15 protein-coding genes and 1 riboswitch are annotated in these 17,569 nt (G+C 66.9%); of the genes, 6 read left to right on the top strand and 9 right to left on the bottom strand.

What is annotated here, in order from left to right; genetic code table 11:
- Window positions 1–166: 166 nt before the first annotated feature.
- Together FFS20_RS12795 and FFS20_RS12790 are read left to right on the top strand one after the other, a co-directional pair.
- Complete coding sequence (locus FFS20_RS12795) at window positions 167–463, top strand: hypothetical protein (RefSeq protein WP_137826230.1); 297 nt, start codon at window positions 167–169, stop codon at window positions 461–463.
- A gap of 403 nt (window positions 464–866) precedes the next feature.
- Window positions 867–2,354 (top strand): alanine/glycine:cation symporter family protein, encoded by a 1,488-nt coding sequence (locus FFS20_RS12790; RefSeq protein ID WP_137826229.1) that lies wholly within the window; start codon window positions 867–869, stop codon window positions 2,352–2,354.
- Window positions 2,355–2,592: 238 nt separating this feature from the next.
- On the opposite strand, the gene FFS20_RS12785 is transcribed toward FFS20_RS12790, so the two are convergent.
- The 9 genes from FFS20_RS12785 to FFS20_RS12745 form a co-directional block, all read right to left on the bottom strand.
- A complete protein-coding gene (locus FFS20_RS12785; RefSeq protein WP_137826228.1) occupies window positions 2,593–2,994 on the bottom strand; it encodes an ectoine synthase in 402 nt (133 codons plus the stop codon).
- A gap of 108 nt (window positions 2,995–3,102) precedes the next feature.
- Window positions 3,103–4,392: a diaminobutyrate--2-oxoglutarate transaminase gene (ectB, locus tag FFS20_RS12780; protein ID WP_137826227.1), complete on the bottom strand. Its 1,290-nt coding sequence runs from the start codon at window positions 4,390–4,392 to the stop codon at window positions 3,103–3,105.
- 217 nt (window positions 4,393–4,609) lie between these two features.
- Window positions 4,610–5,104 carry a diaminobutyrate acetyltransferase gene (ectA, locus tag FFS20_RS12775; protein WP_349290523.1) on the bottom strand — a complete coding sequence of 165 codons (495 nt, stop codon included), beginning with the start codon at window positions 5,102–5,104 and terminating at the stop codon, window positions 4,610–4,612.
- A gap of 319 nt (window positions 5,105–5,423) precedes the next feature.
- Window positions 5,424–7,025: an L-serine ammonia-lyase gene (locus FFS20_RS12770; RefSeq protein WP_137826225.1), complete on the bottom strand. Its 1,602-nt coding sequence runs from the start codon at window positions 7,023–7,025 to the stop codon at window positions 5,424–5,426.
- A gap of 200 nt (window positions 7,026–7,225) precedes the next feature.
- Window positions 7,226–7,624: a glycine cleavage system protein GcvH gene (gene gcvH / locus FFS20_RS12765; RefSeq protein WP_198500382.1), complete on the bottom strand. Its 399-nt coding sequence runs from the start codon at window positions 7,622–7,624 to the stop codon at window positions 7,226–7,228.
- Between the two features lie 92 nt (window positions 7,625–7,716).
- Complete coding sequence (gene gcvT / locus FFS20_RS12760; protein WP_137826224.1) at window positions 7,717–8,946, bottom strand: glycine cleavage system aminomethyltransferase GcvT; 1,230 nt, start codon at window positions 8,944–8,946, stop codon at window positions 7,717–7,719.
- Window positions 8,946–11,879 (bottom strand): aminomethyl-transferring glycine dehydrogenase, encoded by a 2,934-nt coding sequence (gene gcvP / locus FFS20_RS12755; protein ID WP_137826223.1) that lies wholly within the window; start codon window positions 11,877–11,879, stop codon window positions 8,946–8,948. The genes gcvT and gcvP overlap by 1 nt, the downstream gene beginning before the upstream one ends.
- A gap of 129 nt (window positions 11,880–12,008) precedes the next feature.
- Window positions 12,009–12,111: riboswitch (glycine riboswitch) on the bottom strand.
- Between the two features lie 180 nt (window positions 12,112–12,291).
- Window positions 12,292–13,698, bottom strand: coding sequence for an aminomethyl transferase family protein (locus FFS20_RS12750; protein WP_137826222.1), 1,407 nt, complete (start codon window positions 13,696–13,698; stop codon window positions 12,292–12,294).
- A 286-nt stretch (window positions 13,699–13,984) separates the two neighbouring features.
- Window positions 13,985–14,413 (bottom strand): MarR family transcriptional regulator, encoded by a 429-nt coding sequence (locus tag FFS20_RS12745; protein ID WP_137826221.1) that lies wholly within the window; start codon window positions 14,411–14,413, stop codon window positions 13,985–13,987.
- Between the two features lie 161 nt (window positions 14,414–14,574).
- On the opposite strand from FFS20_RS12745, the gene FFS20_RS12740 reads away from it, so the two are divergent.
- The 4 genes from FFS20_RS12740 to FFS20_RS12725 form a co-directional block, all read left to right on the top strand.
- On the top strand, window positions 14,575–14,958 hold the full coding sequence (locus FFS20_RS12740) for a Rieske 2Fe-2S domain-containing protein (RefSeq protein WP_137826220.1): 384 nt from the start codon (window positions 14,575–14,577) through the stop codon (window positions 14,956–14,958).
- Window positions 14,942–15,313, top strand: coding sequence for a hypothetical protein (locus FFS20_RS12735; RefSeq protein ID WP_137826219.1), 372 nt, complete (start codon window positions 14,942–14,944; stop codon window positions 15,311–15,313). The genes FFS20_RS12740 and FFS20_RS12735 overlap by 17 nt, the downstream gene beginning before the upstream one ends.
- On the top strand, window positions 15,310–16,506 hold the full coding sequence (locus FFS20_RS12730; protein WP_137826218.1) for an amidohydrolase family protein: 1,197 nt from the start codon (window positions 15,310–15,312) through the stop codon (window positions 16,504–16,506). The genes FFS20_RS12735 and FFS20_RS12730 overlap by 4 nt, the downstream gene beginning before the upstream one ends.
- A 67-nt stretch (window positions 16,507–16,573) precedes the next feature.
- A partial coding sequence (locus FFS20_RS12725; protein ID WP_137826217.1) for a PrpF domain-containing protein occupies window positions 16,574–17,569 on the top strand: 996 nt, incomplete at its 3' end.

Below are 17,569 nucleotides of genomic sequence, written 5' to 3'. Positions count from 1 at the left end.
CGATTGCGGATTATCCTAGGCGCTGCGGGCAATGCCTGGGTGTTGTCAGGGTTGCGTTCCGGTGAATCCGGGATCGGAGTCGGCTGATGTTTCGCGGTGCGATCCGGCACCGGCCGCCGCGGCTCGGGACCAGGTGCGGAACGGCAGCAGGGCACAGGAGGGGAACTTGAGGAATACACGACGCGAAATCGTTGCCGTCTTCAATGACAACGGCTGGTCGGTAAGTGCGGATTCTCGCCGCATCACGTTCGTCGGGGACGACCCTCCACAGGTCATCATCTGGCACGTCGATGACAGCGACCTGGCGCACATGCAGGCCGCACGAGGGTCGAGCGCAAAAGGCGCCTACGGCTCGCGGAAATCGAACTTCGGCCTTCTCGTTCATATATCTGAAGCGATCGACACGTTCACCGGCACGCGCGGGGAGATGCGAGGCGACGATCTGACAGTCATCGAGCAGTGATCCCGTCGGAACTCCCGGGAACCTCGGTGCGAACGACGCACGCGCAGAGGTACGTGGGCGCACGAATGCTGGGCCGGCGAATCCGCGGCGCTCAGGCTCGGCGGCGAGCGCACGACGAACGGTCCTCAACGAGACTCCTCCACAGGGGAACGGGCGATGTGCAGCCCAGGGAGCAGGAATCCCAGTCAGCGTCGTCGGCACGGTACAGGTCTTTCGAAGTGCGGTAGATCACAGGAATAGTACCACGTCTGAAGTGGGGTGATCGCGGTCGCGGCGAACAGCCTCGGCGATGCAATCCCTCTTGCCGCGCTGCGCATGCCCCTGCCGCGCACCCGATGATGTGAGTGGTGGCACAATGAGTTGAGAAAACGCACAACACCGCACAAGCATTGGAACGATCGGCATGTCCCTCGAAGACCTCATCGCATTCGTCAATGACCGACTCGGGTGGGTGCTCATCGTCGTCCTCATCGGCGTCGCCCTCTACCTGAGCATCCGCACCAGCATGGTCCAGCTGCGGCTGCTGCCGGAGATGTTCCGCGTCATCGGCGAGAGCCCCGGCAACAACAAGGACGGCACGAAGTCGATCTCGTCGTTCAAGGCGTTCTGGATCTCCGCCGCCTCCCGCGTGGGCACCGGCAACATCGCCGGCATCGCCCTGGCGATCTCCATCGGCGGCCCGGGAGCCGTCTTCTGGATGTGGCTCATGGCGATCTTCGGCGCCGCCACCGCCTTCGTCGAGTCGACACTCGGCCAGCTCTACAAGGTCAAGGACAAGGACTCCTTCCGCGGCGGCCCCGCCTACTACATGAGCGTGGGACTGAAGAAGCCCCTGATGGGAGCGTTCTTCGCCGTCATCATCACGGTCACCTACGGCCTCGTCTTCAACTCGCTGCAGGCGAACTCGATCGTCGACGCCACGGCCACGAGCCTCAACATCGACACCACGCAGAGCTTCTGGCTGCCCGTCGGCCTCGGCATCTTCCTCGCGCTCGTCACCGGCGCGGTCTTCCTCGGCGGTGTGCAGCGGATCTCGGCCTGGTCCTCGGTCATCGTCCCGGTCATGGCCGTCGCGTACCTCTTCCTCGGTGTGCTCGTCGTCGCGATGAACATCACCGAGGTGCCCGACATGATCATGCTCATCATCAGGAACGCGTTCGGCATCGAATCCGTCGTCGGCGGCGGCATCGGCATCGTCATCCTCCAGGGCATCCGCCGCGGCCTCTTCTCCAACGAGGCCGGCATGGGCTCGGTGCCCAACGCCGCCGCCACCTCGTCGGTCTCCCACCCCGCCAAGCAGGGTCTCGTGCAGAGCCTCGGCGTCTACTTCGACACGATCCTCGTCTGCTCGATCACGGCGTTCATCGTCCTGCTCTCCAACCCCGTCTACGACGAGGCGCAGGGTGCGTCGCTGACGCAGACCGCGCTGGCCTCCCAGCTGGGGTCCTGGGCGGTCCACTTCCTCACCGTGGCGATCTTCCTCTTCGCGTTCTCCTCGATCCTCGGCAACTACTACTACGGCGAGGCGAACATCTCCTACCTGTTCAAGAGGAACGCGCGCCCGGCGATCATCATCTACCGGATCATCGTCATGGCCGCCGTGTTCACCGGCTCGGTCATCGCCCTGCCGCTCGCCTGGTCCGCCGCCGACGTGTTCATGTCGATCATGGCACTGACGAACCTCGTCGCCGTCTTCCTCCTCGGCGGGATCGCGCTCAAGGTGCTCAAGAACTACACCGCACAGCGCAAGCAGGGTCTCGAGCCGGTGTTCAACCGCGACGACCTGCCCGGCGTCGACGGCATCGACGCGTGGGACGGCTCCGACGAGGTCACCACCCGCGCCTACTGGGACGCGAAGAAGAACGCCAAGAAGGCAGCGAAGACCCAGTGAGGTGAGGGGCCGCGGGTTCGAGCAGAGGGTTCGGGCCACGGGTTCGAGCCACGGGTTCGAGCAGGGGGTCCCTGCTTAGGGCTCACTTCAGTTTGAGGGGCTCACGCCAAAACGTGAGCCCCTCAAACTGAAGTGAGCCGTAAACGGTCGGGACGCCGGGTACGCGGCCGGGACGCCGGGTACGCGGCCGGACGCAACCGGCCCGGAGGCCAGCAGGCCGTCCAGACCGGCCGGCTGCTCAGACCGCGGCGGTCTCCTCGATGATGAGCGGGTAGACGCCGTTCTCGTCGTGGACTTCGCGGCCGGTGACCGGCGGGTTGAACACGCACGCCATGCGCAGTTCGGTGTTCGCGACGACGGTGTGCTTCTCGCGCCCGTCGAGCAGGTACATCGTCCCGTCGGTGAGCGGGTACGTCTTGCCCGTCTCCTCGTCGGTGAGCGTGCCGTCGCCCTGCACGCAGTACACGGCTTCGATGTGGTTCTGGTAATGGAACGTCGAGCGCGTGCCCGCGTAGATGACGGTGTCGTGGAAGGAGAATCCGACTCCCTCCCGGCCGAGCACCATCCGCCGACTCCGCCACGTCTCCGACTGGACGTCCCGGTCGGTTCCGTTGAGGTCATCGCGATTGACTACGTACATATCGTGTCCCTTCGTTTCGTCAGTGTGGTCGTATCCCTGAACCCTCGCCGAGGCGGTCGGGCCACCTCTCGCTGCGGCAGGCGGGGCGCAGAGAAGTCCCGGCGAGGCTCAGGCCATCGCCGGCGTCGCGGCCGGGGCGACCTTGAGCACGGCGGCTTCGAGGATGTCGAGTCCGGCGGTGAGGTCGCGCTCGGTGATCGTCAGCGGCGGCATGATCTTCACGACCTCGTCACGCGGGCCCGAGGTCTCGATGAGGAGGCCGGTGGCGAACGCCTCGGCGGCGATCTTCCCTGCCGTCTCCGGGTCATCGAAGAGCAGCCCGGCGAGCAGACCGCGGCCGCGCACGGTGGCTCCCTCGGCCTTGGCTGCAATGGCGTCGAGGCGCTGGTGAAGGTGGGCGATCGTGTCGGCGAGTTCGTTCTGGAACGCATTGTCGGCCCAGAAGTTCTTCAGTGCCGCGGTCGCGGTGACGAAGGCCGGATTGTTCCCGCGGAACGTGCCGTTGTGCTCACCCGGCTCCCACGCGTCGAGTTCGGGGCGGAAGAGGGTGAGCGCCATCGGCAGACCCGATCCGGAGATCGACTTCGACAGGCACACGATGTCCGGTTCGATGCCGGCGTCTTCGAAGCTGAAGAACGTGCCGGTGCGACCGCAGCCGGCCTGAACGTCGTCGACGATGAGGAGGATGTCGTGCTTCTTGCACAGCGCCGAGAGCTCTCGCAGCCATTCGGCCCGCGCCGCCCGCACGCCGCCTTCGCCCTGGACGGTCTCGACGATGATCGCCGCCGGCTTGTCGACACCGGAGCCCGAGTCCTCGAGGACCTTCTCGAGCCAGAGGAAGTCGGGGGTCTCCCCGTCGAAGTAGTCGTCGTAGGGGATCTTCGAGCTGTTCGTCAGCGGAATGCCCGCGCCCTCGCGCTTCATCGAATTGCCGGTCACCGACAGCGACCCGAGGGTCATGCCGTGGAACGCGTTCGTGAACGAGAGCAGGTGCTGGCGGCCGGTGACCTTGCGGGCGAGCTTGAGCGCCGCCTCGACGGTGTTCGTTCCCGTCGGTCCGGGGAACATCACCGTGTAGTCGAGTCCCCGCGGCTCGAGGATGAGCTTCTCGAACGTCTCGAGGAACTCCCGCTTGGCCGGGGTCTTCATGTCGAGCGAATGGAGCACGGCACCGGACTGGAGGTATTCGACGAGCGGGTTCATCAGCGCCGGATTGTTGTGCCCGTAGTTGAGGGCACCGGCCCCGGAGAAGAAGTCGAGGTACTCATTGCCGTCCTCGTCCCACTGCCGCGGACCCTGGGCCTTGGCGAAGGTCGCCGGCCACGAACGGGAGTAGCCGCGCACTGCGGATTCGCGGGTCTCGAAGATGTCTGGGGTGGTCGTCGTGGTGTCAGTCATCGCATGATTCCTTTCGACAGCGTGCAGTTTCGACTGCGGGTGCAGGCTGGCCTGCGGATGCAGGGTTGAGCTGGTTCCCCTGCGGGTGCGGACCCGCCCGTGCGGGCCCGCGGGAGATCGTCCGTTGAGGGCTGAAGTCGAGCAGTCGCCGAGACCGCCCACCGGGGCCGTGCCGACCCGTGCTCCGAGCACAGGAAGAGCCGATCCCGACCCGCGCTCAGAGCGGGGCGATCTCGTAGAGGTATTCGGTGTCGTGGCCGTCCGGGTAGAGGTCCGGGGTGAACAGCGGGCGCCGGTCGAATCTGGCTCCGCGCTGCTCGGCGAACGCCTGGAACAGGCGGTTCGAGGCCGCGTTGTCGTCGGTGATCGTCGTCTCCAGCCGCAGCGCTCCGGTCCGGTCGGCGAGTGCGTGGAGCATCGTCGAGGCCAGGCCGCGCCCGCGGAACGCCTCGGAGACGGCGACCTGCCAGATCATCAGGGTGTCCGGATTGTCCGGACGCGTGTAACCCGTGACGAACCCCGCGGGTTCGCCGTCTATCCAGGCGATCGCCGAGGTGTCCGCGAAGTCACGACACCACAGCAGGTACGAGTAGGAGGAGTTGAGATCGAGCACGGCCGAGTCCTTCGCCAGCCGCCACAGATGCTGTCCGTCCTCGAGCGAGGGAGGGCGGACGTCGGTTTCCGTCTTCGGTTGAGCGAGTGCGTTTCTCACGCCCACAAACCTAACGAGATGAGCATGAGCGTCAATCTCACCTCGGCGATTTCACCCCGAATCCGCGCCCGCAGCGCGGGGGTGGGGATAAGAACCTCGCCGAGGTGGTCCCGGGGTTTCCCCATGGCATCTCTGGGGATCGTCGTGCTCGCCACTACGGCTGCCTGACGGAGGACCCTTCGTTATCCGTTCGTTACATTTCCCGAGACGTGGAACACGAGTTCCAAACGATGGAGGAACGGCGACCCGCTGACCGAGACATCGCAGTCCCGTCCCCGCTCACCCCGCCGAGGCAGTCGTCCACCGTCACAGCCTGTCCTCAGCACTCGACGACGTTGACGGCCAATCCGCCGAGCGCGGTCTCCTTGTACTTCGAGGACATGTCGGCACCGGTCTGGCGCATCGTCTCGATGACCTCGTCGAGGCTGACCCGGTGCTGGCCGTCGCCCCACAGCGCCATCCGGGAGGCGTTGATCGCCTTGCCTGCGGCGATCGCGTTGCGTTCGATGCACGGCACCTGGACGAGCCCGGCGATCGGGTCGCAGGTCAATCCGAGGTTGTGCTCCATCGCGATCTCCGCGGCGTTCTCGACCTGCTCAGGGGTGCCGCCCATGACCGCGGCCAGTCCGCCGGCGGCCATCGACGAGGCGGATCCGACCTCGCCCTGGCAGCCCACCTCGGCGCCGGAGATCGAGGCCCGCTCCTTGTAGAGGACGCCGATCGCGGCGGCCGTGAGGAGGAACGTCATGATCGCGTCGTGCTTGGCGGCCTCTCCCCCGGCGGTCACCTCATCGACGTAGTTGAGCGCGTAGTGGAGCACGGCGGGGATGATGCCGGCCGCGCCGTTCGTCGGGGCGGTGACGACCCGACCGCCCGAGGCGTTCTCCTCGTTGACGGCCATCGCGACGAGGTTGACCCACTCGAGGTAGAACTTCGGATCGCGGTCGGGATCCTCGGCCTTGAGCTTGAGGTACCAGTCGTGGGCACGTCGGCGCACCTTGAGCCCACCCGGCAGGTGACCCGACCGGTCGAGCGAGTTCGACGCGCACTCCTCCATGACGGAATAGATGTGGAGGAGGCCGTGACGGATCTCGTCCTCGTCGCGCATCGTCCGCTCGTTGGCGAGCATCACCTCGGCGATCGAGAGCTCATTGGTCCGGCACTGCTCAAGGAGTTCGACGCCGGAGTGGAACGGGAAGGGCAGCTCCTCGCTCGCGGCTTCGAGTTCCGCGTCGACGACCGCCTCGGCGACGGCGAACTCCTGGTCCTCATCGGCATTCGACGGGTCATCGGGTTCGTCGTCGAACCCCTCGTCGGCGTCGTCGGCGTCCTCGACGTAGAGCGAATCGTCGGTGAGCGCCGCGACGTCCTCGTCGGCAGCCGCCTCGGCGAGCGCGGTCTCGGTGGACACGAGCGCCTCGGCGGCCTGCTCCTTCTCGACGAACTCGGTCTCCGAGGTGACGAAGCCACCGCCGACGGAGTAGTAGGTCTCCTCGGCCAGGGTCGCACCCGCCTCGTCGAAGACGGCGAGCGTGAGCGCGTTCGTGTGACGCGGCAGCACGGTCAGCGGGCGTTTGACCATGTCAGCCTCGGTGAACTCGAGTTCGACCCCATTGCCGGTCGCGTCGCCGAGGATGATCTCACCGGTCTCGGCCATGCGGGTGCGGCGGGCGGTGAGCTCGTTGCCGTCGACGGCGTCGGGGCGGCAGCCCTCAAGGCCGAGGAGGATCGCGTCGAAGGTGCCGTGGCCGGCGCCGGTCGCGGCGAGCGAGCCGAAGACGTCGACGCGCAGGCTCGCGACGGAGTCGAGGTCATCGCCGATGAGATCGAGGAAGCTCACGGCCGCGCGCATCGGGCCGACGGTGTGCGAACTCGAGGGGCCGATGCCGACGGTGAAGAGATCGAAGACGCTCAGTGGCATGGTGGGTCCACCGTTTCTTGAGGAGGGAGCATTCGTGACAGGGAAGAAGGAGCGGGATGACGGGGTGAGGGGAGGGCGTTTCGGACAGACGACAGGGTCGGTCCCATCCGGACTTCTTCGGATATGACCGACCCCGTCGGTATGTCGCACTGCTGAGCCACCAACGCCGTCACCAGCGACGACGAGGCGGCGAGAACGCGTTACAGGGAGTTGTTCTTCGCGTAGCTGTCGGCGTCCATGACGACGCCGACCTCGTCGACGTTGACCTCGAAGAGCCAGCCCTCGCCGTAGGGATCGGAGTTGACGAGACCCGGGGAGTCGAGGACCTTCTCGTTGATCGAGGTGACCTCGCCGCCGACGGGCGAGTAGAGGTCGGAGACCGACTTCGTCGACTCGACCTCACCACAGGTCTCTCCGGCCTTGACGCCGTCACCGACGCTCGGCAGGTTGAGGTAGACGACCTCGCCGAGGGCGTCGGCGGCCACCGCGGTGATGCCGATCTTCACGGTCTGTCCGGCGATCGTGTCGGGACCCTGGTTGACCCATTCGTGTTCGGCGGAGTAGGAGAAGTCCTTCGGAAGTGCTGGCAGATCAGCCATGATCTTCCCTTTCTGCTGTGGGACAGCGGTTGTGGCGAGCAGGTGTGACCAGTGTACGAGTCATCGGGACAAGTCTCACTGGTCGATAAGCATCAGTTTCCCGAACGCTTGTAGAACGGCAGTTCGACCACGGTGAAATCGTGCGACTTGCCCCGGATGTCCACGGCCACCTCGGTGCCGGGAGCACTGAGCTCACGGTCGACGAACGCGAGCGCGATGGGATGGCCGAGCGTCGGCGAGGGCTGCCCCGAGGTCACGACACCCACCTCCGCGCCGTCGGAGATGATCGCCGACCCCGACCGCGCGGCACGCCTGCCGTCTGAGACGAGCCCGACGAGGACACGGCTGGGTTCGGTCTCCCCGAGCGCGGCGAGTGCCTCGCGGGCGACGAATTCGTCCTTGGACGTGAAGCCGATCATCCGGCCGAGTTCGACGTCGAACGGCGTCGTCGTGAGCGTCAGCTCGTTGCCGTAGAGCGGCATGCCCGCTTCCAGGCGGAGCGAATCGCGGGCGGCGAGGCCCGCGGGCACGAGCCCGTGGCCGGCACCGGCGGTCATCAGTGTGTCCCACAGGCGGGTCGCGGCGATGTTCGGGACGTAGAGCTCGAACCCGTCCTCGCCGGTGTAACCGGTGCGGGCGAGCACGAGGTCGATGCCGGCGATCGTGATCGGCATCCACGCGTAGTACCCGAGTTCGGCCACGGCCTCTCCGACCGTGCGGGTCTCGGCGTCATCGGCTGCATCCGCCGAGGTGGTCCGCGGTCCGAAGGTTCCGTCGGCACCCTTGTCGAGGGCGGTGAGGATGATGTCCTGCGAATTCGGTCCCTGCACGGCGATGAGGGAGGTGTCCCCGGATTCGTCGGCCATGCGCACATCCGCGCCGGGCTCGACCTCGGTGAGGAACGTCTCGAGACGCTCGGTGAGCGCGGCGACGACGACCGGCGTGTTCGAGGCGTTGGGGACGATGAGGAACTCCTCCTCACCGATCCGGTAGGTGATGAGGTCGTCGAGGAGGTACCCCTCCGCGTTGACGATGACCCCGTACTTCGCCTTGCCGACCTTCATCGTCGAGTACTTCGCGACGAGCGCGTAGTCGAGGAAGGCCGCGGCACCGGCACCGGTGACCCGCACCTCGCCCATGTGGGAGAGGTCGAAGATGCCCGCCGCTTCGCGCACAGCGCGGTGCTCGGCGAGTTCGGAGCCGTACTTCAAGGGCATGTCCCAGCCGCCGAAGTCGGTGAAGCTCGCGCCCAGCTTCGCATGCGCATCGTGCAGCGGCGTCTCCTTGATCTGGCCGGCTGCCTGGGTGTGCGTCTCTGTCATCAGTTCTCCTCGGTGTCGGTGGTCTCGAAGGCCTCCGGCGGAGGGCAGGAGCAGACGAGGTTGCGGTCGCCGTATGCGCCGTCGATGCGGCTGACCGGCGGGAAGTACTTCGTCAGGCGCAGGCCGGGGACCGGGAAGACCGCGGTCTCCCGGCTGTACTTGCCGTCCCAGTCGTCCATGACGACCGTCGCCGGGTGCGGGGCCGCCTTGAGCGGGGACTCCTCGTACGAGTAGTCGCTGCCGATCGCGTCGATCTCGGCGCGGATGCTGCGCATCGCCTCGATGAACCGGTCGAGTTCGGCCTTGTCCTCGGACTCGGTCGGTTCGACCATGAGGGTGCCGGGCACCGGGAACGCGAGCGTCGGGGCATGGAAGCCGTAGTCGATGAGGCGCTTGGCGACATCCTCGGCGGTGACACCGGTCTTCGCGGTGATCTCACGGAGGTCGAGGATCGTCTCGTGCCCGACGAGCCCGTTCTCCCCCGAGTAGAGGACCGGGAAGACGTCGCCCAGCTTCTTCGCGATGTAGTTCGCGCCGAGCAGGGCCGCCCGGGTCGCCTCCCGCAGTCCCTCGCCGCCCATGAGCTCGAGGTAGGCGAAGCTGATCGGCAGGACGCCGGCGGAGCCGTAGAGCGAACCGGAGACCGGGAGGTCGACGGTCGACATGTCACCGGAGACGAGGTCCGGGTTGACGGGGTTGCCGGGCAGGTGCGGGGCGAGGTGCTCGCGGACCGCGACCGGACCCACACCGGGGCCGCCGCCGCCGTGGGGGATGCAGAACGTCTTGTGGAGGTTGAGGTGGGAGACGTCGCCGCCGAACTCGCCGGGCTTGGCGAGACCGACAAGGGCGTTGAGGTTCGCGCCGTCGACGTAGACCTGACCGCCGGCCGCATGGACCTTGTCGCAGACGATGCGGACTTCGGACTCGAAGACGCCGTGCGTCGACGGGTAGGTGATCATGATCGCGGCGAGCCGGTCACCGGTCTTCTCGATCTTCGCGTCGAGGTCGTCGAGGTCGATCGACCCGTCGTCGGCGGTCGCGACGACCTGGACCTCGAGGCCGGCGAGCACCGCGGAGGCGGCGTTCGTGCCGTGCGCCGACTGCGGGATGAGGCAGACCGTGCGCTGCGGGTTGCCGTTCTCCCGGTGGTAGAGGCGGATCGCGAGCAGGCCCGCGAACTCACCCTGGGAGCCGGCGTTGGGCTGCAGCGAGACCCGGTCGTAGCCGGTGACCTCGACGAGGGAGTCCTCGAGACGGCCGATGAGCGTGCGCCATCCCTGGGTCTGCTCGATCGGGGCGAAGGGGTGGATCGTGGCGAACTCGGGCCACGTGATCGGCTCCATCTCGATGGCCGAGTTGAGCTTCATCGTGCACGAGCCCAGCGGGATCATCGTCCGGTCGAGCGCGAGGTCCCGGTCGGCCAGGGTGCGCAGGTAGCGCATCATCGAGGTCTCGGAGCCGTGCGTGTTGAACACGGGGTGGGTGAGGAACTCGGTGTCCCGGTGCAGGTTCGCGTCGAACTGCGGTTCCGGGATCTGGTTGGGTCCGAAGGTCCCCGCCGAGGCGGCCGCGAAGTCATCGGCGTCGATGCGGGCGAGGATGCCGAGGGCCTCGAGCAGGCCGTTGGCGTCGTCGACCGTGTGGGATTCGCCGAAGGAGACGCCGATCGTGGTCGGGTCGATGACGCGGATGTTGAAGCCTGCGGCCTCGGCGACGACTCGGGCGGCTTCGGCATCGGCGACGCGGACGGCCACGGTGTCGAAGAAGTCACGGGTGACCACCTCGGCGCCCGGTGCGGTGTCGGCGGCCTCGGCGAAGGCCTCGGCGAGGCGGTGGATGCGGGAGGCGATGCGGGTCAGGCCGATGGGGCCGTGGTAGACGGCGTACATCGAGGCGACGTTGGCGAGCAGGGCCTGCGCGGTGCAGATGTTGCTCGTCGCCTTCTGCCGGCGGATGTGCTGCTCACGGGTCTGCAGGGCCAGCCGGTAGCCGGGCTTGCCCTGGGCGTCCTTCGAGACGCCGACGAGGCGGCCGGGCAGCTGACGCTGCAGGGAGTCCTTGACGGACATGAATGCGGCATGGGGTCCGCCGAAGAAGAGCGGCACACCGAAGCGCTGGGCCGATCCGACGGCGATGTCCGCGCCCTGGGAAGCCGGGTCCTTGAGCAGGGTGAGCGCGAGGAGGTCGGTGTCGAAGGTGACGAGGGCGCCGCGTTCGTGGGCGCCCTCGACGGCCGCGGTGAAGTCGCGGATGGCGCCGGTGGTGCCGGGCTGGGCGCAGACGATGCCGAAGATGTCCTCACCGACGAGGCCTTCGGAGAGGTCGGCGACGACGACGTCGAAGTCGAGCGCGCGGGCGCGGACGTGGACGTTGGCGATGACCTGCGGGTGGAGCTCGGAGTCGAGGACGACCGTCGAGCCCTTCTTCACGGACCGACGCATGAGGAGGACCGCCTCGGCGACGGCGGTGGCCTCATCGAGCAGCGAGGCGTTGGCGATGTCGAGGCCGGTGAGGTCTTCGACGACCTGCTGGAAGTTGAGCAGCGCTTCGAGGCGGCCCTGGGAGATCTCGGGCTGATAGGGCGTGTACGCGGTGTACCAGGCGGGGTTCTCCACCATGTTGCGGCGGATGACGGCAGGGGTGACGGTGTCGAAGTAGCCCTGGCCGATCATCTGCGTGCGCATGACGTTCTGGGAGGCGAGGTCGCGGAGGTCGGCGAGGACCTCGGTCTCGGACTTGCCGGTGGGCAGGTTGAGGCCGTCGATCTGGATGGAGGCCGGGACGGCGGCGGTCGAGAGTGCTTCGAGGGACTCGTAGCCGAGTTCGGCGAGCATCGCCTCGGTGTCGTCGGCGCGGGGTCCGATGTGCCGGTCGGAGAACGGGCGCGCCGTGTCTCCGGTGGCCTGCGTGGTGTGGGCGAGTGAACTGGTCAATTGCCGTCCTTGGTCGGTGTCGCGCCCACCTGTGGAGGACGCACTGAGCAGTGAAGGTCCTCCCCGATCTGTCGGACCGCGCTCCCGCTGCGTATGAGACGCTGCGCGGATGCGCTCCTCCAGATATGCCTGCAATCGGTGGTACTGGGCCTGAGAGTTTCCCGGGGAGGGAATTGCACCTACGGCGCTGCACAGTGCTGTTGCGGCTGCGCAGCTCTCCCACGTCATGTCTTAACGGCGTATGAAATTGTCCGCACTCAGTGTAGTGGCACAGCGCACTCGAGGACAACCGCCCCGGGCACGCCGAGGAGGGACCCGGCCCGCAGACCGGATCCCTCCCTCACTTCACCCGACGTCCCAAATGGGATGCGGCGCCGCATCCCATTTGGGACGTCGGGTGAAGTTTGTGGGCTCAGCTCGCGGTGCGCCAGCCCTGCTGGTACTCCTCACGTGCGACGGCCGAGTACGGCGCCGGGCTGACGATCGCCCGGACGAAGGCCTGGTCGGTCGGCTGCACGGTGGTCTTGCGGCTGCCGCCGTCGGGCTCACCCCAGACCACGCGCACCTCGGCGCCGATCGGCACGCTCGGGTCGACGGTGGCCATCGACAGGCCCGTGCGCTCGTTCGCGGTGTAGCCGGTGAACATCGAGAAACCGACGACCTTGCCGTCGGCGTCGATGACGGAGTCGAAGTTGCTCGACCCGTAGTTCGCGTTCGGGAAGTCGAAGAACTGGTTGCCCACCGAATTCGGGTCGAGCAGCGATCCGAGCACCTTCGTCAGGTCCTCGGCGTTCCACGCGAGGGTGACCTTGCGGCGCTGGGAGTCGACATCGACCTTCTCGAGGGCATCCCTGCCGATGAAGTCGTGGTCGAACTTGACGAACGAGCCGTAGCCGAGCTCCCACGGGTTGAGGTAGTAGTCCTCGATCGAGTCGGAGACGAAGGAGCCGGCCAGGGCGTTGACGGCTTCGTAGCTGTCGGCCGGCAGCCACTTCCGGTAGGCCTCTTCGAACTCGCCGGTGTAGATCGCCGGCAGCGGCGAGGGGATCCACCCGGACTCGAAGGTGTTGCCGGAGTACGCGCGCATGCCCGCCATCTCGAGACCGAACTCGGCGCCGGCCTCGAGGATCGTCTCGCGGATGCGATCGGCGTCGGCGTAGGGTCCCCAGAGTTCGAGGCCAGGGGCGCCGGCCATGCCGTGGCGCAGCGTGCGCACCTCGGTGCCGCCGACGTTGAGGGTGCCCATGCGGAAGAACTTGAGCTTGTCGACCGGTCCGCCCTGGAGCTTCTCGATGACCTCCCAGGCCCGCGGTCCCTGGATCTGGTAGCGCCAGAACTCGCGCTTGACCTCGTGTCCGTAGGGGCGCGAAGGGGAACGGCGGTCCATCGTCAGGTCGACCTTGTAGTCCCCGTCCTCCGCGCGCCAGGTCAGCCAGTTCGCGGCCGGGGAGCGGCCGACGTAGAGGAACTCCTCGTCATCGAGGTGGAAGAGGATGCCGTCGCCGATCACTCCGCCGTTCGAGGCGGTCGGCACGTACTGCTTGGCGGCGTTGACGGGGAAGTTCGCGAACGAGTTGATCGCCGTGTCGGAGAGGAGCTTGAGCGCGTCCGGTCCGGCGATGCGCAGGCTGTCCATGTGATGCGACTGATCGAAGAGGACCGCGGCGTTGCGCCACGCCTCCTGCTCACGCCGCCAGTTCGTGAATTCGGAGGGGACGACGGGATAGATGTACTTGCCCACCTGCGAGTTGCGCAGCAGCTCGACGGTGCTTCCCGCTTGGTCCATGACCTCTTGGAGGTTCTGCGGTTTCGTTGTCATGTTCAGCCTCTCCCTGGCACAGTCGACGTCCCGGCCGACCCGCAGAGGGTGCAGGTGCCTGAGACACGGTCCCGGCCCATCGACGACGCCGAGGCGGCGCTGCGTCTGCGCGTCCGCCGGCTCAGTCCCCGGTGACCAGGAGGAGCACTCGCCCGTTGCGAGGTCTCCCACTCGTCACGCTAACGACCGCGTCACAACATTGTCAATCATTTTGTCAACAATCTTCGGGAACGCTTCGACCCGGACCGGGCCGGCTGGATCCGGCGGCAGCCGTCGGTTCGGTCGCCTATTCGCTGCCCTCATCGGCGACGTAGCTGATGAGCCTGAGGAGTTCGCGCATCTGCGACTCGCTCACCGGCGCGAAGAGCCGGCGGTTGATCTCGATCGTCACCGGTTCGAAGTCGGCGACGAGCTTTCGTCCCGCATCGGTGACGAAGAGGAGGCGGCGCCGGCGATCGGACGGCACGACCTCGCGGCGGATGTTGCCGGTGGCCTCGAGCCGGGAGAGCACTCCGGCGAGGGTGGCCTTGTCGATCTCGAGGAGTCGGGCGAGCTCGACCGGTTCGATCCCGGGCTTGCCGACGAGGGTGCGCAGGGCGACGAACTGGACCCGCGTGATCGGGATGTCGCCGGCTGCCCACAGCTGCGCATGCCGCTGCTGCATGCGCCGAACCAGGCGGAAGAACTCCGGATACATCTGATCTCCGTGGGGCACCCGGTCATCGTAACAGCTGCGAATTTCACGCAGACCCTTGCCATGACGTCGATCGTCTGTCTACGATCGTTCGTACACAAACAACATCGCGGGGCGCACTACCCCACTCCGCGATGGCAGGCAACGAAGCCGACCGCCTCGGCGGCCAGAGAAGGATGACCATGCCAGCAAAGCAGATCCGTCGAGTCAGGGTCGCCCACAGCGCCGACCTCAGCAACGGCCGCCGGCTCATCGTCGACATCGGTGAGAGCACGATCGGCCTCTTCCGCTTCAAGGACGAGGTCTACGCCTACGCGAACACCTGCCCGCACCAGGGCGGACCCGTGTGCCAGGGGCTGCTGACACCGCGGGTGAAGGAAGATGTGCAGCCGGACCGGACGGTGACCGGAATGCTCTACGACGTCGACCGCCTCCACATCGTCTGCCCGTGGCACGGCGCCGAATTCGACGTCACCACCGGCCGCCACGCGACGACCGACAAGCTCAGACTCCAGCCCTACACCGTCACCGAAGAGGAAGGGGAGATCTATGTCGACCTCCGCTGAGACCACCACCGCCGCGGCACCCGGGGCCCCGAAGACGACGCGCACGTTCGCCGACATCTCCGCGGACCTGCACGCCTACCTCGGCGAACTGCTTGAGGGACGCGTCGACGCGATCGAGATCGAGGATCTCTTCACCGCTCTCGCCGACCTCACGACCCTGTACACGAAGGCGGCGGCGACGACGCCGACCGGCCAGCTCGACATCCCCGGCGAGAAGTCGACGACGACGGACGTGCTGCGGCTCGTCACCGCGCTCATGCGCTCGCAGGACATCAACCCCTTCGATCTGGCGCTGTGGTTCTCCCGCGAGAACCCGGAGAACGCCGACCACGACGACGAAAGGCTCTCCCTATGAGCGAGACCAAGGTCGAACTCCACCCGACCCAGCAGATCACCGTAGCCACCGACTCCCGGGAGATCCTCGCCAATGCCCGCAAGGATACGGCGAAGTTCGGCCTCGACGACTACTTCATCGTCGACGTCGACTCCCACCACGTCGAACTCGACTCATGGCCGGAGATCATCGAGAACATCGAGGATCCCGTGCTCCGCGACGTCGGCCGCCGCCACCTCGCCGACTGGCCGCAGGGCGAGACCGCGCTCTCGGCGTTCACACCCGGCCTGACCTTCCAGGACGTCGGCGGGCGCATCCCGCATCAGGCCCAGCTCGCCGAATACGTGCCGCCCGGGGACAACCACCGCGACGTCACCCTCATCCAGCGGGCCATGGACTCGATGAGCATCGACGTCCAGGTCGTCTTCCCGCAGCCGATGCTCGAGATCGGGCTCCACCCGAGCCCGGAGATCGGCCTGCAGCTGATGAACGCCTACAACAAGTGGTTCACCTCGACCGTGCTCGGCAAGGACCCGCGGATCAAGACGATGCTCGGACTCCCATTCGAGAATCCCGCGGCCTCGCTCGAGACGATCCGCCGCTACCACGACCACCCCGACGTCATCGGGTTCCTCGTCACCTCGCAGCGGCACGTCGGCGTGCACAACAACGCCTACATCCCCGTCTACGCCGAACTCGAGCGCCTGGGCATGCCCATCGGCTTCCACGCCGGACCCTCGTGGGGCGACACGATGACGAAGACGATGAACCGCTTCCTCTCCGTCCACGCGATGTCCTTCGTCACGTGCAATATGACGCACCTGACGAACTGGATCATCAACGGCATCCCGGAGCGCTTCCCCGACCTCAAGGTCATCTGGATCGAGAGCGGGCTCGCCTGGCTGCCGTTCATGATGCAGCGCCTCGACCACGAGTACGTGCTGCGGACCTCGGATGCGCCGATGCTCACGAAGCTGCCGAGCGAGTACATGCGCGAGATGTACTACACCTCGCAGCCGCTCGAGATCACCGACGACGCCCTGCTCAAGTCGACGTTCGACGCCATCGACGCCGAGAACACGCTCATGTACTCCTCGGACTGGCCGCACTGGGACTTCGACGTGCCGGGACGGATCATGCACATCCCGTTCCTCTCCGACCAGGGCAAGCGCAACATCCTCGGCGAGACCTCCCGCAAGGTCTTCAACCTCTGAGGAGTACCCGGCAGGAGGCACGGAGAACTCACACCGAATAGTTGACAATAATGTCTACAATGATGCTATGACTGCGGACACGACGACGTTCCACTCAGCCGCTCCCCTCGGGGTGCCCTGCATGATCATGCGCGGGGGCACCTCGAAGGGCCTGTACTTCCTCGCCTCCGACCTGCCCTCGGATCCGGGCGCGCGCAATGCGCTGCTGCTCGAGATCATGGGCAGCCCGGACGCCAGGCAGATCGACGGCCTCGGCGGGGCGACGACGCTGACGAGCAAGGTCGCCGTCGTCTCCCCCGCCGGCGCGGGGCACGACGTCGACTACCTCTTCCTCCAGCTCGGCGTCGATCAGGCGACGGTGAGTGAGAAGCAGAACTGCGGGAACATCCTCGCCGGGGTCGGCCCGTTCGCCGTGGAGCGGGGCCTCGTGGCCGCCTCGGGTGAGCAGGCCCGGGTGCGCATCCGCATGGTCAACACCGATTCGTTCGCCACCGCGGTCTTCCCGCTGATCGGCGGCGTCCCCGACTATCGGGGGCAGACGATGATCTCAGGCGTGCCGTTCCCCGGTGCCCGGGTCGACCTCGACTTCGAGGACATCGCCGGGTCGAGCACGGGGGCGCTGCTGCCCACGGGCCGTCCCGTCGACGTCATCGACGGCATCGAGGTCACGCTCATCGACAACGGGATGCCCGTCGTCGTCCTTGCAGCCGCCGACCTCGGGGTGAGCGGCCGGGAGGCACCCGGGACACACGAGGACGACACCGTGCTGCGGGAGCGCGTCGAACGCCTCCGCCTCGAAGCGGGACGCCTGATGAACCTCGGCGACGTCTCGCACACGACGGTGCCGAAGATGGTCCTCGTCAGTCCGCCGACCGCCGGCGGCACGGTCTCCACCCGGTCGTTCATCCCCCACCGCGTCCATGCCGCCATCGGGGTCCTCGCGGCGGTCTCCGTCGCCGGTGCGCACACGCCCCATGTGGTCGATGATGTAGGGCGTGGGCATGTTCGCCAGCAGGTTCGTGTAGTCGGGGATGTCCTTCGCATCGAAGTGGAGGACGATGTG

It is taken from the genome of Brevibacterium sp. 2SA (assembly GCF_005502845.1).
Classification (GTDB): Bacteria; Actinomycetota; Actinomycetes; order Actinomycetales; family Brevibacteriaceae; genus Brevibacterium.
The sequence above is the reverse complement of the archived record's forward strand: the minus strand, read 5'-3'. Positions and strand labels throughout refer to the sequence as shown.

What these genes read in the sequence shown, in the direction of transcription:
- FFS20_RS12790 (WP_137826229.1), top strand. Translation starts at nt 867, where the DNA reads ATGTCCCTCGAAGACCTCATCGCATTCGTCAATGACCGACTCGGGTGG.
- FFS20_RS12740 (WP_137826220.1), top strand. Translation starts at nt 14,575, where the DNA reads ATGCCAGCAAAGCAGATCCGTCGAGTCAGGGTCGCCCACAGCGCCGAC.
- gcvT (WP_137826224.1), bottom strand. Translation starts at nt 8,946, where the DNA reads ATGACAGAGACGCACACCCAGGCAGCCGGCCAGATCAAGGAGACGCCG.
- FFS20_RS12750 (WP_137826222.1), bottom strand. Translation starts at nt 13,698, where the DNA reads ATGACAACGAAACCGCAGAACCTCCAAGAGGTCATGGACCAAGCGGGA.
- FFS20_RS12735 (WP_137826219.1), top strand. Translation starts at nt 14,942, where the DNA reads ATGTCGACCTCCGCTGAGACCACCACCGCCGCGGCACCCGGGGCCCCG.
- gcvH (WP_198500382.1), bottom strand. Translation starts at nt 7,624, where the DNA reads ATGGCTGATCTGCCAGCACTTCCGAAGGACTTCTCCTACTCCGCCGAA.
- FFS20_RS12730 (WP_137826218.1), top strand. Translation starts at nt 15,310, where the DNA reads ATGAGCGAGACCAAGGTCGAACTCCACCCGACCCAGCAGATCACCGTA.
- FFS20_RS12770 (WP_137826225.1), bottom strand. Translation starts at nt 7,025, where the DNA reads ATGCCACTGAGCGTCTTCGATCTCTTCACCGTCGGCATCGGCCCCTCG.
- ectB (WP_137826227.1), bottom strand. Translation starts at nt 4,392, where the DNA reads ATGACTGACACCACGACGACCACCCCAGACATCTTCGAGACCCGCGAA.
- FFS20_RS12785 (WP_137826228.1), bottom strand. Translation starts at nt 2,994, where the DNA reads ATGTACGTAGTCAATCGCGATGACCTCAACGGAACCGACCGGGACGTC.